Origin of the sequence: Rhodoferax sp. OV413, from assembly GCF_900104385.1 — a bacterium.
Lineage (GTDB): Bacteria > Pseudomonadota > Gammaproteobacteria > Burkholderiales > Burkholderiaceae_C > Rhodoferax_B.
In genome coordinates, this window is the sequence record NZ_FNJA01000006.1 from 73,017 (window position 1) to 97,979 (window position 24,963).

Annotated in this window: 24 protein-coding genes; 7 read left to right on the forward strand and 17 right to left on the reverse strand. The window is 66.3% G+C overall.

Annotation, left to right across the window (positions count from 1 at the left end; all coding sequences use genetic code 11):
- Positions 1-41: 41 nt before the first annotated feature.
- The 3 genes from BLT66_RS19050 to BLT66_RS19060 form a co-directional block, all read right to left on the reverse strand.
- Entirely contained in the window at positions 42-608 is a 567-nt protein-coding gene (locus tag BLT66_RS19050) for a restriction endonuclease (RefSeq protein ID WP_255407008.1), read from the reverse strand.
- A gap of 40 nt (positions 609-648) precedes the next feature.
- Positions 649-1,773 carry a GGDEF domain-containing protein gene (locus BLT66_RS19055; protein WP_092760066.1) on the reverse strand — a complete coding sequence of 375 codons (1,125 nt, stop codon included), beginning with the start codon at positions 1,771-1,773 and terminating at the stop codon, positions 649-651.
- Positions 1,774-1,903: 130 nt separating this feature from the next.
- On the reverse strand, positions 1,904-2,485 hold the full coding sequence (locus tag BLT66_RS19060; protein WP_092760068.1) for a 3'-5' exonuclease: 582 nt from the start codon (positions 2,483-2,485) through the stop codon (positions 1,904-1,906).
- Positions 2,486-2,586: 101 nt separating this feature from the next.
- Here BLT66_RS19060 and chvE point away from each other — a divergent pair, with 101 nt between their 5' ends.
- Positions 2,587-3,654 carry a multiple monosaccharide ABC transporter substrate-binding protein gene (chvE, locus tag BLT66_RS19065; RefSeq protein WP_369821624.1) on the forward strand — a complete coding sequence of 356 codons (1,068 nt, stop codon included), beginning with the start codon at positions 2,587-2,589 and terminating at the stop codon, positions 3,652-3,654.
- 37 nt (positions 3,655-3,691) lie between these two features.
- On the opposite strand, the gene BLT66_RS19070 is transcribed toward chvE, so the two are convergent.
- The 7 genes from BLT66_RS19070 to BLT66_RS19100 all read right to left on the reverse strand — a co-directional run bounded on the left by BLT66_RS19070 (position 3,692) and on the right by BLT66_RS19100 (position 11,621).
- Positions 3,692-4,009 carry a type II toxin-antitoxin system RelE/ParE family toxin gene (locus BLT66_RS19070; protein WP_092760072.1) on the reverse strand — a complete coding sequence of 106 codons (318 nt, stop codon included), beginning with the start codon at positions 4,007-4,009 and terminating at the stop codon, positions 3,692-3,694.
- Positions 4,006-4,272: a YlcI/YnfO family protein gene (locus BLT66_RS19075; protein ID WP_092760074.1), complete on the reverse strand. Its 267-nt coding sequence runs from the start codon at positions 4,270-4,272 to the stop codon at positions 4,006-4,008. Before BLT66_RS19075 ends, BLT66_RS19070 begins: the two co-directional genes overlap by 4 nt.
- Positions 4,273-4,347: 75 nt before the next feature.
- The gene (locus BLT66_RS19080; protein ID WP_092760076.1) at positions 4,348-5,004 is read right to left on the reverse strand and encodes a peroxiredoxin; all 657 of its coding nucleotides are present in this window, start codon (positions 5,002-5,004) and stop codon (positions 4,348-4,350) included.
- Positions 5,005-5,147: 143 nt separating this feature from the next.
- Complete coding sequence (locus BLT66_RS19085; RefSeq protein WP_092760078.1) at positions 5,148-6,791, reverse strand: MFS transporter; 1,644 nt, start codon at positions 6,789-6,791, stop codon at positions 5,148-5,150.
- Positions 6,792-6,822: 31 nt separating this feature from the next.
- Positions 6,823-9,540: an Hsp70 family protein gene (locus BLT66_RS19090; RefSeq protein ID WP_092760080.1), complete on the reverse strand. Its 2,718-nt coding sequence runs from the start codon at positions 9,538-9,540 to the stop codon at positions 6,823-6,825.
- Positions 9,541-9,624: 84 nt separating this feature from the next.
- Entirely contained in the window at positions 9,625-10,698 is a 1,074-nt protein-coding gene (locus BLT66_RS19095; protein ID WP_092760082.1) for a PDDEXK nuclease domain-containing protein, read from the reverse strand.
- A gap of 143 nt (positions 10,699-10,841) precedes the next feature.
- Positions 10,842-11,621, reverse strand: a complete 780-nt coding sequence (locus BLT66_RS19100; protein WP_092760084.1) for an RNA polymerase sigma factor — start codon at positions 11,619-11,621, stop codon at positions 10,842-10,844.
- 88 nt (positions 11,622-11,709) lie between these two features.
- On the opposite strand from BLT66_RS19100, the gene BLT66_RS19105 reads away from it, so the two are divergent.
- Positions 11,710-12,297: an ATP-dependent Clp protease proteolytic subunit gene (locus tag BLT66_RS19105; protein ID WP_092760086.1), complete on the forward strand. Its 588-nt coding sequence runs from the start codon at positions 11,710-11,712 to the stop codon at positions 12,295-12,297.
- A 167-nt stretch (positions 12,298-12,464) separates the two neighbouring features.
- Here BLT66_RS19105 and BLT66_RS19110 read toward each other — a convergent pair whose 3' ends face one another.
- The 3 genes from BLT66_RS19110 to phaP form a co-directional block, all read right to left on the reverse strand.
- Entirely contained in the window at positions 12,465-14,285 is a 1,821-nt protein-coding gene (locus tag BLT66_RS19110; protein ID WP_092760088.1) for an Hsp70 family protein, read from the reverse strand.
- On the reverse strand, positions 14,282-14,833 hold the full coding sequence (locus BLT66_RS19115) for a DUF2760 domain-containing protein (protein WP_092760090.1): 552 nt from the start codon (positions 14,831-14,833) through the stop codon (positions 14,282-14,284). Before BLT66_RS19115 ends, BLT66_RS19110 begins: the two co-directional genes overlap by 4 nt.
- Positions 14,834-15,059: 226 nt before the next feature.
- Positions 15,060-15,572, reverse strand: coding sequence for a TIGR01841 family phasin (gene phaP / locus BLT66_RS19120; RefSeq protein ID WP_176955105.1), 513 nt, complete (start codon positions 15,570-15,572; stop codon positions 15,060-15,062).
- Positions 15,573-15,738: 166 nt separating this feature from the next.
- Between phaP and lipA the strand changes: the two genes are divergently transcribed.
- The 5 genes from lipA to BLT66_RS27265 all read left to right on the forward strand — a co-directional run bounded on the left by lipA (position 15,739) and on the right by BLT66_RS27265 (position 21,704).
- Positions 15,739-16,731 (forward strand): lipoyl synthase, encoded by a 993-nt coding sequence (gene lipA / locus BLT66_RS19125; protein WP_092760094.1) that lies wholly within the window; start codon positions 15,739-15,741, stop codon positions 16,729-16,731.
- Positions 16,732-20,136: a DEAD/DEAH box helicase gene (locus tag BLT66_RS19130; RefSeq protein ID WP_092760096.1), complete on the forward strand. Its 3,405-nt coding sequence runs from the start codon at positions 16,732-16,734 to the stop codon at positions 20,134-20,136. It begins immediately after the preceding gene.
- A 114-nt stretch (positions 20,137-20,250) separates the two neighbouring features.
- Complete coding sequence (gene pssA / locus BLT66_RS19135) at positions 20,251-20,877, forward strand: CDP-diacylglycerol--serine O-phosphatidyltransferase (protein WP_092760098.1); 627 nt, start codon at positions 20,251-20,253, stop codon at positions 20,875-20,877.
- A gap of 271 nt (positions 20,878-21,148) precedes the next feature.
- Positions 21,149-21,445 (forward strand): DUF4148 domain-containing protein, encoded by a 297-nt coding sequence (locus BLT66_RS19140; protein ID WP_176955106.1) that lies wholly within the window; start codon positions 21,149-21,151, stop codon positions 21,443-21,445.
- 124 nt (positions 21,446-21,569) lie between these two features.
- Positions 21,570-21,704, forward strand: coding sequence for a hypothetical protein (locus tag BLT66_RS27265; protein WP_255407009.1), 135 nt, complete (start codon positions 21,570-21,572; stop codon positions 21,702-21,704).
- 74 nt (positions 21,705-21,778) lie between these two features.
- Here BLT66_RS27265 and ptsP read toward each other — a convergent pair whose 3' ends face one another.
- From ptsP to BLT66_RS19160, 4 genes are all read right to left on the reverse strand, one after another.
- The gene (gene ptsP / locus BLT66_RS19145; protein ID WP_092760102.1) at positions 21,779-23,599 is read right to left on the reverse strand and encodes a phosphoenolpyruvate--protein phosphotransferase; all 1,821 of its coding nucleotides are present in this window, start codon (positions 23,597-23,599) and stop codon (positions 21,779-21,781) included.
- 124 nt (positions 23,600-23,723) lie between these two features.
- Positions 23,724-23,993 (reverse strand): HPr family phosphocarrier protein, encoded by a 270-nt coding sequence (locus BLT66_RS19150; protein WP_092760104.1) that lies wholly within the window; start codon positions 23,991-23,993, stop codon positions 23,724-23,726.
- Positions 23,962-24,405: a PTS sugar transporter subunit IIA gene (locus BLT66_RS19155; RefSeq protein WP_092760106.1), complete on the reverse strand. Its 444-nt coding sequence runs from the start codon at positions 24,403-24,405 to the stop codon at positions 23,962-23,964. Before BLT66_RS19155 ends, BLT66_RS19150 begins: the two co-directional genes overlap by 32 nt.
- 38 nt (positions 24,406-24,443) lie before the next feature.
- On the reverse strand, positions 24,444-24,962 hold the full coding sequence (locus BLT66_RS19160) for a hypothetical protein (protein ID WP_092760108.1): 519 nt from the start codon (positions 24,960-24,962) through the stop codon (positions 24,444-24,446).
- Between the last annotated feature and the right edge of the window lies 1 nt (position 24,963).

Genomic DNA, 24,963 nt, shown 5'->3' on the forward strand with positions numbered 1-24,963 from the left:
GCCTGCGCAGTATCTATCTGCGCTAGAGGCAGTTTTTACTCTTAGGGTTTCAGTAGCTGCGTCAGGCCGGCGTCGGTCAGCAGCTGTATGCCTTGCTCTTGGGCGAAGCGCTGGGCGGTGTCGGTCACGCCGCCCAGGCTGATGTAGATGGCCTGGTCGGCGCCCAGGGCCTGCTTGTCGGCGGCCAGATCGCGCAGTGCCTCGACGCCCTGGTTGGCCGCCTTCCAGCGCTTGGCCGCGACCAGGCTGCTGCTGCCGTTCTTCTCCAGCCGCAGGTCGGCCGCCTTGGCGTTGATGCGGGTCACCGTGTAGCCCTGGGCGCTGTAGGCGGCTTGCAGGGTATTTGCAAAGTCCTTCCAGGCCATGGCGGCCAGGCGGTCACGGGTCTCGGTCACGCGGGCTGAGCTGGGCGTATTCCACTGCCGCTTGGCGGCCAGCACACCGATCACCAGAAACGGCAGCCCGCCCATGGCGCCAAACAGCACGTACTGGGGCGGCAGCAGCGCACCGGATGCCAAGGCAAATACCAGTACCAGCAGCATGCTGATCCACCACGGCGAGCGCAGCAGGATCGCGAATAAGGAATTGGGGGCCATCTTGAATTTCATGGCCGGGAGTGTACGGGGACGCAATGACCGGCCTAAGCCCCTAAGCCATCACCCGGTTGCGCCCCGCGCTCTTGGCCGCGTACAGCGCCTGGTCGGCCCGGTGCAGCAGCACCTGCCAGGACGGGTCGTGCGGCGTGGCCGATGCCACGCCCATGCTGACGGTGACCGGCACGCGCAGGTCCTGGCTGTGGTGTACCTGCTGCTCCACGCCCTGGCGCAGGCGCTCGGCCAGGGCCAACGCCTCGGCAGCGGACGCGTGGGGCAGGAACAGCGAGAACTCCTCGCCCCCGTAGCGCGCAAAGCTCTCGCCTGCGCCCAGCATGCCGTTGATGCAGTGGGCAAAGTCGACCAGCACCTGGTCGCCCACCGCGTGGCCGAAGCGGTCGTTGATCTGCTTGAAGTGGTCCAGGTCCATCACCACCACCGCACCGGTGTGGACCTGCGCAGGCAGTTGCGCCAGGAACCAGCGCCGGTTGCCGACACCGGTCAGCGGGTCGGTTTGCGCCATTTGCTGCAAGCGCAGGGCGCTGCGCTGGCTCACCAGCGACACCGTGAGCAGCGCAATGCCGAAGTTGCACAGAATCTGCACAAAAAACGCGTCTTCCACACCAAAAGGCAGGGGGAAGTCCATCAGCAAGTTGAACAGGTTGGCCGCATACACACCCGCGCTGAGCGCCAGCGCCGCCGCCAGCAGCTGCCGGCCGGGCAAGGCCTCCCGGCGGTAGCCGCGCTGTATCTGCCAGGCGGCCAGCGCCAATGCCAGAACCGCGCCGGCGTGGAAGGCACTGGCGCGCAGCAGGTTCTGGTACGGAAACCCGGTCACCACGCCGGCCGCGCCCACGGCTACCGGCAGCAGCAGCGCCCAGCGTGTGCGCTGCCAGTGTTGCAGCCCGTCCAGTTCGAGGAACCCGGCCCAGAGCAGCGCATAGCCCAGCAGGCCCAGCCACAGGCTCAAGTGGGTCCACAGCCACACCGGCACGGCACGGTACTCGCCCATTCCGGCCAAGGTGGCTCCGAGAGCCAGCGCGGCAAATCCCAGCGCCAACAGGCCCAGCCCCTGGGGCTGGTCGGACTGCCGGCGCACATGCAGGAACACCAGCGCACCGACCACCAGCGAGGTCTTGTGCAGCGTCAACACGGTAGACAAATCGACATTCAGCAACATGGCGGGTTTCTACAGCAAGCGGATAGATACCGCCATTGTCCGATAGCGGTGTGACTTGGCCGAAGGCATGGGCTCTGAAATTGCTATTGTTTCAAGAGCTGTTGCTGCAGTCTAAATAAGCGCTAGCGACCTATAAGGCTTCAAAAACCTTGAGCGCCGCGTACGCATCGTTGGCCGCATACAGCAGTTGGGTCGGCGTGAGCGTGGGCTGGGCCCAGTTCGAGGTGGTGGTCTTTTTGGACTTGTGGAAGCGCTGGCGCAGCACCACGCCCACGGCGGCGCGCACCCCCATCGAGCTGCCGTAGCCCTGCTTGCGGAACACCAGGTTCAGGTCCATCACGGCGCGCAGTGTCACGTCCAGCCGGGCGTGCAGCTGGCCGCGGTCCTGCTCCAGCCCGAAGCCGACCTTGCGCACCTGCTCGGACTCCAGCACCTGCACCAGGCAGGCCCGGCAGTCGGGCCAGTGCAGCTGGAAAATGTAGGCCTTGTCGCGCAGCGCGAACTGCACCACATGCGGGCCACTGCTGACCTCGCCCGGCGCAAAGGTCGGCTTGGCCTCGGTGTCGAAGCCGACCGCACCGGCGGCCAGGATGTCGGCCGTGGCGGCGGCGAATTCCGCCGCGGTGCTGGGCACCAGGATGCGCTCCAGCGGCAGGCCGGGAAACGGGGGCAGCAGCGCGGTGTCGGCTTTGGAAGGAGCGATGAGTTTCATTCTGGGGAGGGCAGATGCAGGGGCGGATAGGGGTGCGAGCGTAGCCTGTCTGCTACGATCAAACGATAAAAATACACTTCGGGGACTTCAGCATGCAATCTGTGCGCAGACGGTTGGTCGGTGGTTTGTTGGGCGGGCTGTTATCTGCGGCCGCCTGGTCACAGAATGCAGACAAGGGCTACAAGGGGGTGATCGGCATCTCCCTGCCCACCATCACCTCGCTGCGCTGGGTGATCGAGGGCCTGGCCATGACCCGGTCGCTCGACAAGCTCGGCTACCGCGCTATTTTGCAGTACGCCAACGACGACATCCCGACCCAGACGGCGCAGATCGAAGACATGCTGGCCAAGGGCGCGACGGTGCTGGTGATCGGCGCCATCGACGGCACCAAGCTGGCCCCGGTGCTCAAGGCGGCGGCCGACAAAAAGGTCAAGGTGATCGCCTATGACCGCCTGATCCGCGGCAGCAGCAACGTCGACTACTACGCCACCTTTGACAACTTCCAGGTCGGCGTGCTGCAGGGCAGCGACATCGCCGCCCGCCTGGGCCTGGCCGCGGGCAAGGGGCCGTTCCACATCGAACTGTTTGGCGGCTCGCCCGACGACAACAACGCATTCTTCTTCTACAACGGCGCGATGTCGGTACTGAAACCGTATATCGACAAGGGCCAGCTGGTGGTCGGCTCGGGCCAGATCGGCATGGAGAAGGTGTCCACCCTGCGCTGGAGCGGCTCGGTGGCCCGGGCACGGCTGGCCGGCATCCTGGACAAGCACTACGCCAAGCAGCGCCTGGACGCCGTCTTGTCGCCCTACGACGGCATCAGCATTGACCTGATCGAGGCGCTGAAAAAAGCCGGCTACGGCCAGGGCAGCCAGACACTGCCCTTCATCACCGGGCAGGACGCCGAGCTGCCCTCGGTGCGCTCCATCGTCCGCGGCGAGCAAAGCTCCAGCGTGTTCAAGGACAACCGGGATCTGGCCCAGGTCACCGCCACCATGGTCGACGCGCTGCTGACCGGCAAGAAGCCCACGCTGAACGACGAGAAGACCTACGACAACGGCGAAAAAGTCGTACCCGCCTTCCTGCTCAAGCCGGTGCTGGTCGACGCCAAGAACTGGCGCGCTGTCTTGGTGGACAGCGGTTTTTATAAGCCCGAGCAGTTCCGGTAAGTACCGGGGTACTTTAGAGTGGGTGCCGTCCCGCTTCTTAGTGGTAGTCGTCTTCCAACTGGTGCCGCACAGCCGCTACCACCACATTGCTGCTGTCCATGATCTCGAAAAGCGCTACATAGCCTGAGCGCCCAAACGGAATCACCAGCTCACGCAGCAACGGGCTGGTCCCGGCTTTGCGGCAGGTGAAGGGAGAGTTACGCAAGGTGGCGATGCCGTTTTTAATAGCTTGGAGTGCGTGTTCGGCCAGCTGCAAATTGCCGTCGCTGCGCTGCAGCTCACGTTCCAGCACAAAGTCAAACAAGCGCTCCAGGTCTTCGGCGGCGTCGTGGGTCAGCCGGACGTGGAATGTCACCGCTGTGCCTTGACCGCTGCCAGCTTGCGCTCCAATTTGCCTATGACCACATCGGCATCCACGTAACTATTCGACTGCTTGGCATCGACCAAAGATGCCATGCCGCGAGCAATAAATTCACCTTGGTTGCGCCTTCTTTGCACGGCTTCGACGACAGAGTTTTCGACGAACTCAGACAGCGTTTCGCCGCTTCCCAGCAGAGCTTCGATTTCGGCCCGGAACGCAGGAGCCACACGTACAGAGGGAATGGTTGCGGTTTTCATAATTCAATTGTAGTGCAAATGCGCTGCAATTGAATCGACCCGCCGTGTTCAAGCTGCGTTGGGCCGATGGTGTCCTTACGTCGGCTGCTTGGTAACGCGCAGGTAGGGCTTGATGGTCTTATAGCCGGGGAAGGTCTTTTCGGCGTCTTCGTTCGACACGGCGGTGGTGATGATTACGTCGTCGCCGTTCTTCCAGTTCACCGGGGTGGCTACCTTGTGCTTGGCGGTCAGCTGCATGGAGTCGAGCACGCGCAAGATTTCGTCGAAATTGCGGCCGGTGGTCATGGGGTAGGTCAGCATCAGCTTGATCTTTTTGTCCGGGCCGATGATGAACACCGAGCGCACGGTGGCGTTGGTGGCGGCGGTGCGGCCTTCCGAGCCGCCGGCTTCATCGGCGGGCAGCATGTTGTAGAGCTTGGCTACCGCCAGATCGGTGTCGCCGATCATCGGGTATTTGACCGTGGCGCCCTGGGTTTCCTCGATGTCGGCAACCCACTTGCTGTGGTTTTCCACCGGGTCTACCGACAGGCCGATCAGCTTGGTATTGCGCTTGGTGAACTCAGGTTCGATCTTGGCCATGTAGCCGAGCTCGGTGGTGCAGACCGGGGTGAAGTCCTTGGGGTGCGAGAACAGCACCGCCCACTGGTCGCCGATCCAGTTGTGGAAGCTGATCTGGCCGTGGGTGGTTTGCGCCGTGAAGTCGGGCGCGGTGTCATTGATGCGAAGCGACATAAAAACTCCTGGTGGTGGGCAGTTTGGCTTGTTGCCCGAGACAACTGCGGCCGGCCTGGCTGGCGGGCAGCCACACATTGTGCAGTATCGAAGCCCCGCCCATTTTTGCAAGCCGGGCCACCGCGGCCGTGTTACCTGGGGTTTTAGAAACCCTCGGTCGAGGCCGTCTTGATGGTGGTTTCCATCACGCAGCGATTCACCGCCGGCGGTGATTCGCCGATGTGGAAAGCCAGTTTGCGGTCGCGCAGCGCTACGTCGGCGGTGGTCACACGGTCGAAGCGGCGCAGGTGCTCGGTCCAGGACGCGTCTTCGATCATTTCGACAAAGCGGCCGGGGTCGTTGATGTCGTGCAGCAGCTCCCAGGACAGCGCGCCATGGCTCAGGCGGCTGCGCCGCGATTCCTGCATCAGATTGCGGAATTCGCGCGCCCGGGCCGGATCGATGCGGTATTCGATGCTCACCATCACATGGCCGCTGGCCGGCGGCGCCTCGGCCTGCGGCGTCTTGAACTGGCTGGAAGGCGTCAAATCCTCGACCATGCCCTGGCCGGGCAGCAGGCGGTTCACCAGCGCCATCCCCGACACGCCGCAGACCGCCGCCAGCAGCAGACTGGTCTGCACCGAGCCCACGGTAGCCACCTGGCCCCAGAGCGCGGCGCCGCCGGCGCTGGCGCCCATGATGGCCATCTGGTACATCGACATGCCGCGCGCCCGCACCCAGTCGGGCAAGCCCATCTGGGCCGACACGCTGAGGGTGTTGGCGGTGGTGATCCAGGCAGCCCCGGCCAGCAGCATGGCCGGCACGGCGATCCAGGTGTGGTGCGTCAGCGCCACGACCAGCATGGCGGCCGACTGCACGGCGGCGCCGCTGAGCACCAGGGCGTCGCGCGCCAGGCGCCGGCGCAGCTGCGGCAGAAACAGCGTGGAAATGATCGCCCCCAGGCCCATCGAGGCCAGCAGCAGGGTGAAGGTGCCGGCCCCGCCGCCGTGCAGGTTGCGCGCCACCAGCGGCAGCAGCGCCACCAGCGCGGTCGAGGTCAGGAAGAAGATCGATATCCGCAGCAGCACGCCCTTCAGGTGGTAGGACTGGGCCACGTACTGCACGCCTATGCGCATGGCGCTGAGCAGGCGCTCGCGCCCCAGTGGGTGCGGCACATGCACGCGCTGCCAGCGCGAGATGATCACCGCCGCGGCCAGTGACAGTACGGCGTTCAGCAAAAACACCCAGGCGCTGCCGGCACTGGCGATCAGCGCCCCGGCGACCAGCGGGCCGATGATGCGCGAGGCGTTCATCGACACGCCGTTCAGCGCCAGCGCCGCCGGCAACTGGGTGCGCGGCACCAGCTCGGGCACGATGGCGGAGAACACCGGCCAGCGCATGGCCAGGCCGATGCCGTTGGCAAAAATCAGCAGCAACAGCAGCACCGGCGACAGCAGTTCGAGAAAAATGCACAGGCTCAGCAAACAGGCCACCACCGCCACCCAGATCTGGGTGATCAGAAAGTAGCGTTTGCGGTCCAGGATGTCGGCCAGCGCGCCGCTGGGCAGGCCGAGCAGAAACACCGGCAGGCTGCTGGCCGTCTGCACCAGCGCCACCCATAGTGGCGTGGCATTCAGCGAGGTCATCATCCAGGCGGCCGCCACATCGCTCATCCACATGCAGATATTGGCCATCAGCCAGGTGCTCCACAGCATGCGGAACACCGGCCTGCGGAACGGCGCCATGGGGGACAGATCGTGGTCGTTGGGGGCTGCGGCGCGGGCGGGATCGGAATGGACTTCGGGCATCAGTCCATCATAGTTCGCCCGGCCGGTGGGCTCAGCTGACCAGCTTCAAACCCACGGGCAGCGATTCGCCAAACGCCCGCCGCGCGTCGGCCGCGTCCAGCACCGTGACCTCGCGCACCATGGCGATCCAGGCCGGCGCGGCGCGTGCTGCGGCAAGGCGATCCAACACGCGCTGGCGCAGCGCTTCGGGCACGTCGCGGGCCCGATCGCCGGTGGCGCGGGCGATCTGGGTGGCGGCAAAGGCTGCCGGCTCCACCTGGGCCCAGTCCTGCGCCAGCACGGCCTCCAGCCACTGCGCGGCGACGTCCGGCGGCACGACATGGTGCAGGCTGGCGTACAGCGGCTGGCGCGCGCCTATGCGGCCCAGCGCCCACCAGCTTTGCGGGTTCTCGCCGGGCTGTTGCAGGCGCTGCACCAGCCATTGGCCGAGCTGCACCTTGTGGGTCACCGCCAGGCGCTCGAACGAGGCCGCCATGCGCAGCATCTCGTCCAGCGCCAGCATGGGCGGTCCGCCGGGCGCGGGCACGTCCTGACCGCCCCCAGGCTGCAGGTAGTAGGCGATGGCCTCGAACACCATGTCCTGCTGCTCGGCCGTCAGGCCGCCGGCCACGCGGCGCCACAGCGTCCACCACTCGGACCACTGCTGCGGTTCGTGGCTGTGGGCGATGCCGGGCTCAAACAGCTGCCACAGCTGCTGCACCCGCCAGTCGTCCAGCGGATGGCCGAAGCCCGGGCGCAGCGCATAGCCGGTCAGGTTGAACCACTGGCGCTCGTGCTGGGCCGTGCGGCGCCGGCGCTTGGCGGCATCCAGCAGCTGGCCGAACAAGGTGCGCAGCAGCGGCGTGTCCCAGCTGTCGCGGCTGCCCAGCAGGCGCTCCAGCTGGCTGCGCAGCTGCTTCACCTCTTTGGCGTCCACGCCCTGGCTGCGGTCGCCGTAGACGCGGCCGATGGCGTTGCTGGCATCCGCCAGGCGCGGGTGCGGCGCGGCTTCGACGCTGGCCTCGGGTACATCTTCCGACGCTTGGCCGCGCAGCTGGAATTCCAGTTGCCAGCGCTGCGTGGGGTCGGCTACCGCGACGCAGTGCATCTCCAGCGTGCCGACCTCGGTGAGCGCAGTGCTGAGCTGCACCAGCACCTCGCTGGCGCTGCCCTGGACCACGGTAGCGATGGGCGGAAGCCGCACGAAGTTGCCCGTGGAAAGGTCGATCAGCTCGCCCGGTTGGTGCCGGGTATCGGTGACGCTGGAGGCCAGGTAGAAGCGCACCGGCCGGCCCAGGCGCAGCGCAAAGGTGCGGTCGGCCAGGGTGATGGCCCGGCCCTCTTCGGCGCCATGCGGCAGCACGCAGATGCCGCGCTGGCTGGTCAGGCCGTCGTCCAGCACCAGGAAGTAGCTGCGCGCCGAGCCACCACCGATGCGCGGCGCTTTGCCAGCGCGGGCCAGCGCATAGGCCACGGCGCCGCGGGCCACGGCCGCGTCCAGCTGTGGGTTGTGCAGCAGCTGCAGCGGCTGGGCGGCCCAGCCGTCCAGCGTCTGCTGCAGGCGCTGCACCAAATCTTGCGCATGGAACACGCCGCCGTTGAGCAGCAAGGTATCGGGTGGCGCACCCGGGTGGCGCTGCAAGAAGGCGGCGATATGCCGGGTGATGGCTGCGTCGCTCGCATACGGCAGGCCGAAGGCCACCAGGCCGCTGCGCGCGCGCTGCGGCAGGGCGTCGGCGGCGACCTGGGGGAAGAAGCCGTCGACCAGCAGTTGCTGCAAATCCGCCCGGCTCAGCGGCGCCGAGCGTGCGCCGCCGATCAGCCTGGAGCCGCTGCCCAGCAGGGTGACGGTGGTGCTGTCGGGCGCGCCCGGGCTCCACAGCAGTTCCTTGGCGGCGCGGCAGCGCTGGGTCAGTTGGGCCAATTGGGTGGCGCTCAGGCGCTCACTGCCCAGGCGCGATTCGACCAGATGCGCGAGCGCCAGGTCCATGTTGTCGCCGCCCAGCACCAGGTGGTCGCCCACGCCGCTGCGGGTCAAACGCGGTTGGCCGTCGACGATGTCCACATCGATCAGCGTCAGGTCGGTGGTGCCGCCGCCCACGTCGCAAACCAGCACGCGGCGGGTGTTCTGCAAATCTTCGGCCAGAGTCTCGCGGTGGCTGTAGACCCAATCGTAGAACGCGGCCTGGGGTTCCTCGATCAGTCTGACACCGGGCAAACCCGCCAGGCGCGCGGCCTCCAGCGTGAGTGCGCGCGCACCTTCGTCGAAGGACGCGGGCACGGTCAACACCAACTCCTGCTGCTCCAGCGGGGCTTTGGGGTGCTGGGCGTTCCAGGCGGCGCGCACATGGGCCAGGGTGCTGGCGCTGGCGGCCAAGGGTGAGACTTTGGCAATATCGTCCGGCGCGCCCCAGGGCAGGATGGGCGCGGTGCGGTCCACCGCGGCGTGCGACAGCCAGCTCTTGGCGCTGGCCACCAGCCGGCCCGGCTGCTGCGCGCCCAGCTCCAGCGCGAAGCGGCCCAGCACCGCGGTTTCAGTGGACGGCCAGGGCAATTGCAGATCGGCCGGCGCCAGCGTGCTGGCGGCAGGGTGGAAGCGCACCGACGCCAGCAGCGGCAGCGCCGCCACCTCGCCCGCCGCCACCAGCTGGGCGATGGGAAACAGCTGGATCTGCGCCGCCCCACGCTCGGCAAACGCTACCACCGTGTGGGTGGTGCCCAGGTCGATGCCGACGGTGTAGCGGGGTTGCTTGCTTGCTACATTAAGCATAGCTGCTTGCGAAGATTAAATATGCGCTGGAGGCTGTTTTTACGTATATTTTGGGCGTTGCCCACCGTGGCGGCCAGGGTGGCGTCATTGCGAATCGTCTTCTATGGAGGTGTCGCCCTTGGCCAGCTCGCGCTCAATCTGCTCAATGCTGGGCAGGCTGGTCAGCAGCTCTGCGGGCAGGGATTCGAGCAGCTTGTATTCGGCGATGCCCATGGGCTGGCTCTTGTCGCCCAAGGCGTATTCGGCCACGATCTTGTTTTTGCTTTTGCACAGCAGCAAGCCGATGCTGGGGTTGTCCAGCTCGCTCTTGACTTGGCGGTCTACGGCGGTAAGGTAAAAGCCCAGTTGCCCCAAATGCTCGGGCTTGAACTTGCCACCCTTGAGCTCAATCACCACATAGCAGCGCAGCTTGAGGTGGTAGAACAGCAGGTCGATAAAAAACTCGTCCCCGCCCACGTCCAACAGCACCTGCCGGCCAACAAACGCAAAGCCCGCGCCCAGCTCCAGCAGAAATTCGGTGACATGCTGGACCAAGGCGTTTTCAATCTCGCGCTCGCCTGCCTCTCGACTGAGGCCTAGGAAGTCAAAGCGGTACGGGTCTTTCAATGACTCACGGGCCAGATCAGACTGCGGCTTGGGCAAACTGGCCTCAAAGTTGGTCACCGCCGTTCCGGTGCGCTCCAACAGACGTGTTTCGATATGGATGTTCAACACATTACGCGACCACCCATGCTGGATGGCGCTCCGGGCATAGGCCAAGCGTTGTTGATGGTCTTTCAAACGGGTAAGCAATACCAGGTTGTGCCCCCAAGGCAATTGTCCAACAGCCTGTTGGACAACTTCGGCATCCGGCCACGCTTCCGCAAATGCCCGCATGTACATCAGATTGGCGCGGGAAAACCCCTTCATGTCCGGAAAGGCCGCACGCAAATCATGCGCCAGCCGCTCAATCACCTTGGCGCCCCAGCCCTGCGCGGCCTGCCGCAACAGAATGTCCTGCCCCATCTGCCAGTACAGCAACACCAGCTCGCGGTTCACGGTCAGCGTGGCGCGCTGCTGGGCGGTGTGGATGCGGCTCTTCAGGTCGGCCAGCCATTCGGTATAGCCGTCTGGGGGCGGAGCCAGACTGGCTGGCCCAGCGTTGACGTTTGTGCTCATACTTTCCTTCTCTTTGCCGCCTTCGAAGCTGGTTGGGCGTGGCGGGTTCTTAGCCGTGTGTTGGTGCGCGGACCTAGGGACGATGCTAATCGAGCTAGCCGCAGAATCCAGGTTGCGAAGCGCGTGTACCCGGTGGATGTGCGCTACAACAGCGCGGCTTCCCGCTCGCACTCGGCCCTCACACCCAGCGGCACGACACACAGCCGGACGCCGTCCAGCGTGAGTACCAGGCCCAGTTGCCCGCCGACCTGCAGCACGCCGCAGGTGGTCACGGGCGGCGCGGATAGGGCTTCGGCCGCCAGCGTGGACAGACTTGCCAAGGCGCTGATCGGTGGCCGGCGCAGCATCGCCCACAGGGTGTGCGGATCGCGCAGCTGTAGGGACTGCAGGTAGAGGCGGAAGACGGTTTCTTGCTCTGCAGTTGTCTCTGTATCGGTCCCGGGGCCGGCCGCTTGCCGCAGACGCAACAGCGCCCGGCGCAGCTGCTGCCGGCTGGCGGCTTCGGACCTACCGCTGGCCTCGGCGATCTCGGCATGGGTGACCTCGAAGATTTCGTGCAGCAGCAGGGCCGCACCGTCCTCCGGCGCCAGCTGGGCCGCGAGCAGGCGCAGGGCCTTCGCGGCTTCTTGCGCCAGGGCCGCATCCATCTCGGCCGATTGGGATGCCGTGTCGCCTGCATCCATTCCGGCCAGCCATTGCTGCATCCAGTCGCGGCGGCGCAGGCTGTCGATAGCCAGGTTGCGCACCACGGTGAGCAGCCAGGCTTGGGCAACAAAGGGCGCTTGTGTGTCGGCTACCAAGGCCCGCAGGTAGGCGTCCTGCACCGCGTCCTCGGCTTCCGCCGGGCCCAGCAGGCGGGTGGCGGCGCGCACCAGGCGGCTGCGGTCGGAGTCGATGAGGGCCCAGTGGTGTTCGTCGTACATGGACGCAGCATGCCATAAGCGGGGAAGGGGCCGGGTGTCACACAAGCCCTGCCTGGTTCGTCAAGGCAGTTCAACCACAAGGACCACCATGGATACCCCAGCCAAACCAGACACCACCGAGCCGCGCACCTCCTACCTGGAGGAAAAGGCCTTCAAGTCGCGCACCTTGCTGATTTTCGGCACGGTCACCGACGTGATGGCCGCCGATGTGGCGCGCCGGCTGATCGCGCTGGATGCCGACAGCGCCGAGCCCATCGACGTGCTGGTGAGCTCGCCGGGCGGCCACCTGGAATCCGGCGACGCCATCCACGACATCGTGCGCTTCATCGCCGCGCCGGTGAACATGGTCGGCACCGGCTGGGTTGGCAGCGCCGCCACCCATTTGTTCCTGGCCGTGCCGCGCGCACGGCGCTACTGCCTGCCGAATACACGTTTCTTGATCCACCAGCCCAGCGGCGGCGCGGGCGGGCCGGCCAGCGACATCGCCATCCAGGCGCGCGAGATCGTCAAGGCCCGCGAGCGCATCGCCCGCACCATCGCGCGCGAAACCGGCAAGCCGCTGGCGGAGGTGCTGGTCGACATTGAGCGGGACCGCTGGCTGTCGGCCGAGGAAGCGGTGGCGTACGGCCTGGTGTCGCGCATCATTGAGCGCAAGACCGAGCTCAGGGAAGCGTGATGCTCACTTTTTAATAGCTGCTAGCGCAGGTATTACCTGCGCTAGCAGCCTGTTTGACGTGAACATTCCCTGCCAGAGAACCCGTGGAACCGGCTTTGCCGGGCCACTGGGTTCGCCCCCTGCAAGGGGGTTGGCGGAAACGCGCAGCGTGGAGCCTGGGGGTGAGCCTAATTCCTTACTTCGAACTCGATCTTCCAGCCTTCGCCGCCATTGCGCGGTATCGCCTGCAGCTGCAGCGTGCCGGCTTCGGTGACAGCGGCGCGCAGCTTGACTGGCACTACCTCGCCCGGGGCGCGGCCGTCGGCGGGCAGATGGGCTTCGATCTCGGCCAGCTCCTGCAGCTCGTCGGGCGACCAGAAATCCAGCAGCATGCCGACAGCGTCCTCGCGCCGCACGGACGAGCCGAAGAAACGGAAGCGCACAGCTTCGCCGACCACCAGGCCGAATTCCTGCGGCGGCAAGTCCGCCTGGCTGCCTTCTTCCATGCCGAAGGGGGCCACGCACAGGGCTTGCACCGGCGGCTCCAGGCCGGGCACGGCGGGCATGGCCGACTCAATGCCCACGTAATAGGACTGGGCGGTGCCGCCGCGGATGCGGATGCCTTGGCCTTGGCGCACCGTGCCGTAGTAGGCCGCGCCACGGGCCACGGCGTAGTCCAGGTCGGCACCGTCGAGCAAACGCGCAGCCGGCGCGCCCTCGGCTGCCAGCCAGCTGTTCAGCGTAGCCAGGGTGCGCTGCACCAGCAGGTCGGACTTGAACACGCCGCCATTGAACAGCACGGCCGTGGGATGCAGGAAGCTGGCGTTCGCATCGGGTGCGAAGCCGCCGAGGGCCGCAGTGGCGCCCACTTGGCGACCCAACAGCGCGGCCAGATGGCGGGTGACGGCGGCGTCCTGCGCATAGGGCAGGCCGAGCTGGGTCAGGCCGGCGCGGGCGCGGCTGATGGGGCGGGCGCTGCTGTCCACCTGGGGGAAGAAGCCTTCGAGGATGGTTGCGGTGAGCGCATCGCGGCGCAGCTCGGCGTTGATGGAGCCACCGATCAGGCGGGCGCCGCGGCTGGGGATGACCAGAGGCACGGCCTGCACATCGGCGTCGCTCAGCAGCTTCTCCTTGGCCAGGCGGCAGGCGTAGGTGAGTGCGCGCAGCTGCCAGGCATCCAGCGATTTGCCGTCTGCCGCCAGCTGGCGCGCCACGCCGTGGGCCAGGGCCAGGTCCATGTTGTCGCCACCGAGCAGGATGTGTTCGCCCACCGCCACACGGTGCAGCTGCAGATTGCCTTCTTGCTCGACCACGGCGATCAGCGAGAAGTCGCTGGTGCCGCCGCCCACGTCGACCACCAGGATCACGTCGCCGACCTTGACCTGCTTGCGCCAGCCGCCACCGCTCTGGGCGATCCAGCTGTACAGCGCGGCCTGGGGCTCTTCCAGCAGGGTGACGCCGGTATAGCCGGCGGCCTGGGCGGCCTCGGCCGTGAGTTCGCGCGCGGCCGGGTCGAAGGAGGCGGGGATGGTCACCGTCAGCGCCTGCTGGCCGAACGGCGCGTCGGGGTGCGTGTGGTTCCAGGCATCGCGCAGATGGGCCAGGTAGCGGGTGCTGGCCTCCAGCGGCGAGATGCGGGCGACTTCGTCGGGGGCATCGTTGGGCAGGATGGGGGCGCGGCGGTCCACACCGGGGTGGCAGAGCCAGCTCTTGGCGCTGGACACCAGGCGGATCGGGGTTTGCGCGCCATGGCTGCGCGCCCATTCGCCCAGCACCGCAGTCGGCGCGGCCTGCCAGGGCAGAGCCAGGTCGCCGTCGGCAAATTCGCTAGCGTGGGGGAGGTAGATGAAGGACGGCAGCAGCGGGTAGTCCTGCACCGCGCCGGGCGCGCTTTGCTGGGCGATGGGCAGGATGCGCGGCCGTGCCTCGGGCTCTTGCAGGTCAACCCAGGACAGCGCGCAATGCGTGGTGCCCAGGTCGATGCCAATGGCGTAGCGCGCCTCGCTCACAGCTCCACCTCGGCGGCGGCCAAGATGCGCGGGTCGTGGCCCTCGGTGGTGCGCGGTAGGCGAACGTCGGTGGCCTTCCAGCCCGGGTGCCGCAAGGTGCCGCGGAACGGCGCCTGGCCGACCACATTGCCGGTCAGGCGCACGCTGGCGGCGTCAAAGTCGGCTTCCAGCACGATGCGGCTGCCTTCGGCCTCGGGCCGGGCCGGGGCCAGGGTGAAATGCGCGTCCAGCACCTTGCGGCAGCCGGCATGCACCAGGCGGGCGGCGCCGCCGATGTCGGCATCCGGGTAGCTGGCCACGTCTTCCTGCAGGAAGTCGACAAACCGGGCTTCGCGCTGCAACAAGGCCAGCAGCTGCAGGGCCGCATCCGGGGTGGCGACTTTCAGCACCGGGGCGGGCGGCGCCACCGGAGCCGGGGGAGGGGGCGGCGGCGCGGTAGGCAGCACGCCGTCGCGCACGTCCTGCACCTGGGCGGCGAGTTTGCCATTGCCCAGCACGGCGAAAGCCAGGGCCAGGCGGGTGAAAAAAGAGGGGCTTTGACTGGGCATTGATTTCTCCACAAATAATTTAAGCAGAACGCATCCCTCCAAGGACACCGTAGAACCGGCTTCGCCGGGCTACTGGTGTCGCCCCCTGCAAGGGGGGTGGCGCAAGACGCGTAGCGCTGCAGCCTGGGGGTGAGTCAAGACCTTCCACAAAGACAAACGGCCCGGTAGTGAACCAGGCCGCAGGGCATATTGTCAGGGATGGACGCGGACGCGCCCGGGCAAGGTCTTATGCCTTGGTGTCGAGGTGGGCTTCGACGGCTTCCACAGCCTTGTCGGTGGCTTCCTTGGCGGCTTGTTGGGCCGATTCGATGGCCTTGGTGGCCGCGGCGACGGTGGATTTCACCAGGGCGACGGCGTTTTCGGTGCCGGCCGGGGCGTTCTGGGTGGCGGTTTCGACCAGGGTGGCGAAGCCAGTCTTGGCGTCAGCGCCCAGGTCTTCCGCGTACTGGCGGACTTCGGCGCCGCTGGAGGTGGCGATGGCCTGCACGTGGCGCAGGTAGGAAGTGGCTTTCTCGGGCACGGCCTTTAGCAGGTTGGTCTGCAGGGTCACCAGTTCTTGCGGGTCCTTGATCTGGAAGGCGGCCAGGGTGGTGTCGGCGGTTTCTTGCAAGGTGGCCTTGGCGGCTTGCAGGTTCAGCTTGACCAGGCTTTGCACGCCGTCAAACAAGGTGTTGGACAGCTCGAAAAAGCCGGTGGCAGCGGATTTCTGGGTGGCGGTGAGGGTGGCAAAGTTCAGCATGGAAGGCTCCGGTAAAAATATCAAAACAGGCGGTGTGCAACTTATGTTGCACTGCAACATGAACCGAACTATAGCCATCTCCCCCGGTTAATGCCAAGACAGGAAGCTCTAATTTCCGCCTCGGGCGATAATCGCCACCCCGGCCAACCACCAAAGTATTACGCCCATGAGCACCACCGAAGTCGTCCGCGACGCGCAATCTGTCGAGTCCTACAACCCGCTGGCCAAGCAAAAAGCGGGCGCCAAGCTGTCGCGCATCCCGGTGAAGGTGGTCCAGGGCGAGGTGCTGAAGAAGCCCGAATGGATACGCGTCAAGGCCGGTTCGCCCAGCACCCGGTTTTACGAAATAAAACAAATTTTGCGTGAAAGCAATCTGCACACGGTGTGCGAGGAAGCCAGCTGCCCGAATATTGGCGAATGCTTCGGCAAGGGCACGGCCACCTTCATGATCATGGGCGACAAGTGCACGCGCCGCTGCCCGTTCTGCGACGTCGGCCATGGCCGGCCCGACCCGCTGGACGCGGACGAGCCGCTGAACCTGGCCAAGACTATCGCCAAGCTCAAGCTCAAATACGTGGTGATCACCAGTGTCGACCGCGACGACCTGCGCGACGGCGGCGCCCAGCATTTCGTCGATTGCATCAAGAACATCCGTGAACTCTCGCCGCTGACCCAGATCGAGGTGCTGGTGCCCGATTTCCGCGGCCGCGACGACCGCGCTTTGGAAATCCTGAAGCTGGCCCCGCCCGACGTGATGAACCACAACCTGGAAACCGCGCCGCGCCTGTACAAGGAAGCCCGGCCGGGCAGCGACTACCAGTTCAGCCTGAACCTGCTGAAGAAGTTCAAGGCCTTGCACCCGAATGTGCCGACCAAGAGCGGCATCATGGTCGGCCTGGGCGAGACCGACGAAGAAATCCTGCAGGTGATGCAGGACATGCGCGACCACAACATCGACATGCTGACCATCGGCCAGTACCTGTCGCCCAGCAACAGCCATTTGCCCGTCAAGCGCTACGTGCACCCCGACACCTTCAAGATGTTCGAGGAAAAGGCCTACGCCATGGGTTTCAGCCACGCCGCCGTGGGCGCCATGGTGCGCAGCAGCTACCACGCTGACCAGCAGGCCGAACACGCCCTGGCCAACACCGCGCTGTAAATGGCGACGGTTGGTGGCCTGTGGTTCAACCCTAGAAATCTCGGCAACTACGTCTCCAACGCCGTCCTGGAGCGTGGCTTAACGCTGTACCGCGGGCAAAAGGTGCTGGACCTTGAGGTCCGCGCCATCGACAACGGCCGCTGGCAGCTGGCCGGCAAGGTGCAGGGCAGCGAACGCACGCCCTACACGCAGAACATCCGCCTGCACATCAATGTGCACGGCATGCTGACCCACTGGGACGCCGACTGCAGCTGCCCGGTGGGGGTGGACTGTAAGCATGCGGTGGCCTTGTCGCTGAAAGCCGCTTACCGCACCCAGGCCACGGTCAACGCCCCGCCGCGCCAGCCCACCGACGCCGAGCTGGCCGCCGCCCGGCAGGCCGCGGCCGAACGTACGCGCGCCGCCGCCCAGGCCAAGGTCGGCCACTGGCTGGCCCAGTTCGACGCGCTGGACCGCATCCACCACCCGCACCCGGATGTGGAGCGCACCGACTACCTGGTCTATGTGCTCGGCCCCTGCGCCGCGCCGCACCTGGCGCGCATGCTGGAGCTGCAGGTCTACAAGGCCAACCGCAAGCGCAACGGCGACTGGGCCAAGCCCAAAACCCTGCAGAACCTGCCCTACCCCGGCCACCCGCTGTGGGACGACGCCAGCCCGCAAGACCGCGAGCTGCTGTTGCTGGTCAAGGGCCAGAGCGTGGCCGTGCCCTCGGCCTCCTACGGCATCAGCGCCGTGGTGGCGGGTGCCGCCGGCCGGCTGGCGGTGCAGATGGCGTCCGACAGCGGCCGCCTGTTTGCCCTGGCCGATGGTGGCTTTCTGGGCGCGCCGCTGCGCTGGGCCGAGCCGCTGGACCTGGCTTGGCGCTGGCAGTCCAGTACGCCCGAAGCCGGCGAACCGGTGTGGGCGTTGCTGCCCCAGCTGGGCGCGGGCCGAAGCACCGCCCAGCTGTACGCCAACCAGCCGCCGCTGTACCTGGACGCGGCCCAGGGCGCGTGTGGCCTGGCCCAGACCTCGGGCATCGCCGCCGAGCACCTGCCGCTGCTGCTGAATGCGCCGCCGGTGCCGCAGTCGGCGCTGCAGCCGTTCCAGGCGCCGCTATTGCGCCGCCTGGGTGCGGTGGCCCTGCCGCCCACGCTGACGCCTTTGCCCTGCGTGCAAGGCGTGGCACCTACCGGCCATCTGCACCTGCTGCCGGTGGCCAAAAAAGACGAGGCCCAGCTGGGTTTGTTGCGGGCCCAGCTGCATTTCGACTACGCGGGGCTGCGCGGCAGCTGGGACCACCGCGAGACCACCGTGCTGCTCACCCACGCGGGCAGCCAGACCCTGCTGCAGCGCGACCTGGAGGCCGAAGCCCGGCTCGCCGGCCTGCTGCTGCAGCGCGGCCTGGTCGGTTTGCCAGCCTCGGGCTACGGCCTGCCGGGCGCGCAGAGCCAGCAGCCCTGGCTGGACTGGGCCGACAGCGGCTATGCGGAATTCCGCGCCGATGGCTTCAGCGTCACGCTGGACGACGGGCTGACCGACTGGCTGCAGCGCGCCGACAGCCTGGACGTGCAGATGCAATCCTCCGCGGCCGACCCCGACGCCTCGCCCTGGTTCGACCTGTCGCTGGGCATGGAGATCAATGGCGAGCGGCACAACATCCTGCCCTGGCTGCCCAGCCTGCTGGCCCAGTTGGCGAATGCGCCGGTCGACGGCGACAGCGGCGAACGGGTGCTGCCGCCGCATGTGTTCATGCGCAAGCCCGACGACAGCTTCATCCGCGTGCCCACTGCGCCGCTGCGGCCCTGGCTGTCGGCCCTGCTGGAGCTGGTTGGCGACCGCCGCCACGACCTGGATGGCGACAGCCTGCGCCTGAGCCGGCTCGAAGCCTTGCGCGCCGGCGCGGCCCTCGGCCAGGGGGCGGTATGGGCCGGCGCCCAGGCGCTGCAGGAACTGGTGGCCCAGTTGGCCGGCCACAGCGCGCTGCCCGAGGTACCGTTGCCCGCCGGCGTGCACGCCAGCCTGCGGCCCTACCAGCAGCAAGGCCTGAACTGGCTGCAGTTCCTGCGCCGCGCCGGTCTGAACGGCATCCTGGCCGACGACATGGGACTGGGCAAGACCTTGCAGACCCTGGCCCACATCCAGGTGGAAAAAGACGCGGGCCGGCTGAGCAACCCGGCGCTGATCATTGCGCCGGTCAGCCTGATGGGCAACTGGCAGCGCGAAGCCCAGCGCTTCTGCCCGGGCCTGCGCTGCCTGGTGCTGCACGGCGCGGACCGGCACGAGGTGGCCGACAGCACGCATGCGCACGACGTGGTGATTGCCCCGTATTCGCTGCTGCAGCGCGACCGCGACGGCTGGCTGCAGGCGCCCTGGCACATCGTGGTGCTGGACGAGGCGCAGAACATCAAGAACGCCAGCACCCAGGCCGCCCAGGTGGTGGGCGAGCTCAACACCCAGCACCGGCTGGCGTTGAGCGGCACGCCGATGGAAAACCATTTGGGCGAGATCTGGAGCCTGTTCCACTTTCTGATGCCCGGCTTTTTGGGCAGCCAGGCGCAGTTCAACACCTTGTTCCGCACGCCTATCGAGAAGGCCGGCGACAGCGAACGCCTGGCCCAGCTGCGCAGCCGCATCACCCCCTTCATGCTGCGTCGGACCAAGGCCCTGGTGGCGCACGAGCTGCCGCCCAAGGTAGAAACCGTGATGCGGGTCGAGCTGGCTGGCGCCCAGGCCGACCTGTACGAAACCATACGCCTGAGCACCGAGAAAGCCGTGCGCGAGGCGCTGGACGGCAAGGGCCTGGCCAAGTCGCACATCACCATCCTGGACGCGCTGCTCAAGCTGCGCCAGGTCTGCTGTGACCCGCAGCTGCTGGGGTTGGAGTCGGCACGCCAGGTGCAGCAGTCGGCCAAGCTGGAGCAGCTGATGGAGATCCTGCCCGAGATGCTGGCCGAGGGCCGACGCGTGCTGCTGTTCTCGCAGTTCACGACCATGCTGGCGCGCATCGAAGTCGAGCTGAAAAAGCGCGGCATCGCCTGGACCAAGCTCACCGGCCAGTCGCAGAAGCGCGACGCGATCATCGACCAGTTCACCAGCGGCGCCGTGCCGCTGTTCCTGATCAGCCTGAAGGCCGGCGGCGTGGGCCTGAACCTGCCGCAGGCCGACACCGTGATCCATTACGACCCCTGGTGGAACCCCGCGGTCGAAACCCAGGCCACCGACCGCGCCCACCGCATCGGCCAGACGCAGAGCGTCTGGGTGGTCAAGCTGGTGGCCCAGGGCACCATCGAGGAGCGCATCCTGGCCCTGCAGGAGCGCAAGGCCGCGCTGGCCGAGAGCATGTACAGCGGGGCCCAGGCGCGCAAGGAGCCGCTGTTTTCCGAATCCGATCTGCAGGAACTGCTCAAGCCGCTATCAAACTAGTAGCTGCTGGCGCAAGTACTACCTGCGCTGCAGGCCTTTTTTTCATATAAATCGGTGGGCGGGTATCCTCACACCATCGATCCGCCCCCCGCGCATCCACAGGAGCTGTATTCCATGACCCCCGACAAGCCGCAAAAACCTTTCTCCATGATCCGCGAATTCCACCTGGCCGACTGGTTCACGCTGGCCAACGCGGTCTGCGGGGTGGGCGCGCTGTTCTCCGTCATGACCTACCTGGAGCTCGGCGATGTGCGCCATGTGTACTTTGCCTGCTGGCTGGTGCTGGCGGCCTTTGTGTTCGACGTGTTCGACGGCAAGATCGCGCGCTGGCGCCAGAAGACTTCGATCCTGGGCCGCGAGCTGGATTCGCTGGCCGACGTGATCTCGTTCGGCGTGGCCCCGGCCATCATTGCCTACGGCTGCGGCATGCAAGGCCTGTACGACCGCGTGGTGCTGGCCTTCTTTGTGGCCTGCGGCGTGTCGCGGCTGGCGCGCTACAACGTGACGGCCGAAACCCTGTCGCAGGGCACGGACAAGGTGAAGTACTTCGAAGGCACGCCCATCCCCACCTCTATCGTGCTGGTATTCGTGCTGGCCATGGCCGCCTGGACCGGCAATGTGCGCGGAGCCCTGTGGCTGGGCGAGGTCCGCATGGGCGGCTTCACCCTGCACCCGCTGGTGCTGATGTTTGCGCTGTCGGGCTCGCTGATGATCAGCCGGATCCGCATTCCCAAGCCCTGAAAGACTTTGTACCGGTTCTAAGTACTAACCCGCGGAAATCTGCATTCTGCGGTCAAAATTCCCACATTTTTAGTGCGGTCAATACTTCATCGTTGAAATTAATAGAACGATGCCATCAAACCCGGGGAACCGCCAAGGCGCTTGGCGGTTTTAAAGTTCAGTCCATGGATTCGGCAAGCAAGCCTCCTGATCCAGGAGCTTCAAAAAACCGACCATGGCTACAGCCGACCCGGCTGTGGTCTTTTGAACCAACCGATTGAAAGAAATGACCATGACCGCATCCAAATTCGCCGCTTCCGCCCTGATCGCCCTGGCTTCCGTGGCCGCTACCAGCGCCTTTGCCGGCAACGACAACAACTACCCCCAGCTATCGGTCACCAGCACCAAGAGCCGCGCCGACGTGCAAGCCGAGCTGGCACAGGCCCGCCAGGACGGCAGCCTGCTTTCGTTCAGCAACGACAAGCAGTATCCGAAGACCGTTGCCGCCAGCACCAAGACCCGTGCCGAAGTGCGCGCCGAGTATGAAGCCGCGCTGAAGGCCGGTGAAATCGTCCGCATCCGCAGCTAAACCGCCACCGTGCCTTACCGGACACCCGCAGCAAGTGCCTTGAGTGCGATGTGATTTCAGCCCCCGCAGGGTCACATAGCGACAAGGCAGCTTGCTGCCCTCCGGCTGGTGCAGGAGAGAAGTTATGAATACGCTTAAATTTGCCGCCGCAGCCCTGTTTGCGCTGGCCTTTACCGTCACCATCAGCGCTTTTGCCGGCGAGGAAGAAAGCCCCCAGCCGCCGGTCTACGCTTCTGCGCAGTCCCTGGCATTAGGCTGACCTAGGTTTGCTATTAAAAAAAGAGCTGCCAGCGCATGATGTACATGCGCTGGCAGCTCTTTTTGTTTGTAAATTCAGTAGGTTGACAAGGGGCCCAGGCCCGAGTCCCACACCGGCTCCACCTCGGTGCGGGCCGACAGCGGGTCGGCCATGGCCAGCGCTGGTTCTTCGGCTTCCAGCACATGCTGGGCCCAGGGCGTGAGCCGGCTGGTGTCGGCGCGCAGCACTTCCTGCTTGACCGCCAGGATCTGCGCCGGGTGCATGGAGAAGCTGCGCAGGCCCAGGCCTAACAGCAGCCGGGTCATGGCCACATCGCCGGCCATTTCGCCGCAGACGCTGACGCCCTTGCCTTGGGACTGGCATTCGCGGATGGTGTCGGCCAGCAGGCGCAGCACCGCCGGGTGCAGCGGGTCGTACAAATGGGCCACCGACTCGTCGGCGCGGTCGATCGCCAGCGTGTACTGGATCAGGTCGTTGGTGCCGACCGACAAAAAGTCGAAGTACTTGAGGAACAGCTTCAAGGTCAGCGCGGCGGCCGGAATCTCGATCATCGCGCCCAGCTTGACCGGGCCGTAGACCGCGCCGCGGTTGTCCAGCTCGGCGCGGGCAAAGTCCAGCAGCGACAGCGTTTGGCGGATCTCGCTGCCGTGCGCCAGCATGGGCACCAGCAGGTTCACCTGGCCGTGGGCGGCGGCGCGCAGGATGGCGCGCAGCTGGGTCAAAAACATCGCCGGGTCGGCCAGGCTCCAGCGGATGGCACGCAGGCCCAGCGCCGGGTTCAGGTGCGTGTCTTCCTTCTGGCCCTTGTCCAGCGGCTTGTCGGCGCCGATGTCCACAGTGCGGATGGTCACCGGCATACCCTGCATGCCCTCGACCGCGCGGCGGTAGGCCTGGTACTGCTCTTCTTCGTTCGGCAGGCTGCCCTTGCGGCCCATGAACAGGAATTCGCTGCGGAACAGGCCGACGCCGACCGCGCCGGCATTCACTGCGCCGAGCGCGTCTTCGGGCATTTCGATATTCGCCAGCAGCTCGATGCGCTGGCCGTCCAGCGTGACGGCCGGCGTGTGGCGCAGCCGCATCAGGCGTTCGCGTTCCAGCTCGCCCTGGCGTTGCTTGAAGCCGTATTCGGCCAGGATGATGGCCGAGGGGTCGACGATCACCACGCCGCTGTCGCCGTCGATGATCACCCAGTCGTCCTGCCGCACCAGCTGGCTGGCGCTGCGTGCGCCGACCACGGCCGGGATGTCCAGGCTGCGGGCCACGATGGCGGTGTGCGAGGTCTTGCCGCCGACATCGGTAACAAAGCCGGCGAACACGCTTTGCTTGAACTGCAGCATGTCGGCCGGCGACAGGTCGTGGGCGATCAGCACCAGGGGCACGGTCAGGGTTTCGTCGGGCCACAGGTGCTGGCCGGCCTTGCGTCGGATCGGCAGCGGCTGGGCCACTGGCGAGACCACGCCCTTCATGTAGCGCAGGATGCGCTCGACCACCTGCTCCAGGTCGGCCTTGCGTTCGCGCAGGTACTCGTCCTCCATCTCGTCGAACTGGCGGGCCAGGATGTCGAGCTGGGTGGTCAGCGCCCATTCGGCATTGTACAGGCGGTCGGTGATCCAGTGCTTGACGCCGGAGGTCAGGGTCTCGTCCTCCAGCAGCATGAGGTGCACGTCGAGCAGGGCGGTCAGCTCGGGCGGCGCGTCTTTCGGCATGGCGTGCTGCAGGCGCTGCAGCTCGTCCACCACCGCGTTGCGGCCCATGCGCACGCGGTCGATCTCTTCCGCGACCTGGTGCGCTTCGATGAAGTAATGCGCCACATCCACGCGGCTGGAGCCGACCAGCACCGCGCGCCCGATGGCAATGCCCCGGGCAACCGGCAGACCGTGGATAGCAAAAGTCATGACGCCACGGCTCCCGTATCCCCAGGTGAATGCCGTCGAACCGGCTCTGCCGGGCGACTGGCATTGCCCCCTGCAAGGGGGTTGGCGGTTACGCGCAGCGAACAAGCCTGGGGGTGAGCCATATTTACTGGCCTTCGCCGAACTTGTCGGCAATCAGGGCGAGCAGGGCGTCCATCGCCTGCTGCTCTTGCGGGCCGTCGGTGTCGATGACCACGGTGGCGCCCAGGCCGGCGGCCAGCATCATCACGCCCATGATGCTTTTGGCATTGACACGGCGTTCGCCGCGGGCGATCCAGATTTCGCACGGGAAACTGCCCGCCAGCTTGGTGAGTTTGGCGGAGGCGCGGGCGTGCAGGCCCAGCTTATTGCTGATGGTCGTGGTGGTTTGGATCATGCTTCTTGCGGGCTTGGTTCTGGGGAGCGGTGATGGCGACCTGCATGATGCCCTGCGTGCCGCCGATCAGCGCACGCGACACCAGGGCCTCCAGCGACTCGTGGCGGTAGCTGACGGTGCGCAGCAGCATCGGCAGGTTCACGCCGGTAATGAGCTTGGACTTGATGCCGTCCACCAGCTTCTGCGCCACATTGCAGGGCGTGGCGCCGAACACATCGGTCAGCACCAGAAACTGCCCGTTGCCCAGCTGGTCGATGGCGATGCGCGCCATGGCAAAGGTTTCTTCGGGCGAGGTATGGGGCTGTACATCGAGCGCCACCACGCCGTCCGCACAGTCGGGAAACACGTGCAGAGCACACTGGCGCAGGGCATGGGCCAGCGGGGCGTGGGCGATGATGAGGATGCTGTTCATTAAGTCCAATTATCGGCGCGGCAAGCGTCTAGCTTAGTTCACTCGAATTTCAGCCCGGTAAAGAAGGTCTCGGCCGCGGCCGGGTCCAGCTTGTCGGCATACACCACGGCATGGAACAGGTCGACGCCAGCCGGGTCGGCATGGGCAAACCAGACCGCCTGGGCGTTCACTGGCGAGCCGTCGGCGCGCTGGCCGGCCAGCGCCCAGCGCACGCCCGACCAGCTACCCGGCAGGGCAAAGGCCTGGGTTTGCGGATTCGCCGCATGCAGATGCGCGAGCGTGGCCGCTTGCCAGCCGGCCAGCGTGGCGCCGGCCTGCCGGGCATCGGCCAGCCGCACATGGGACACGGCAAAGGTGGCGCCCGCGGCGTCGCAGCCTTGCATGTCCAGCTGCAGATTGGCGCCGGCCATGCTGACCTCGCGGCTGGCCTTGTCGGGCTTGCAGGGCAGCAGCAGCTGCAGGCCATGGGCTTCGGAGCGCACGCTGCGCCAGTTCAGCGACGGGCTGCAGGCGGCCAGCGCGGCGAGACACATGCAGAGCAGGGCGGTCCGGCGCATG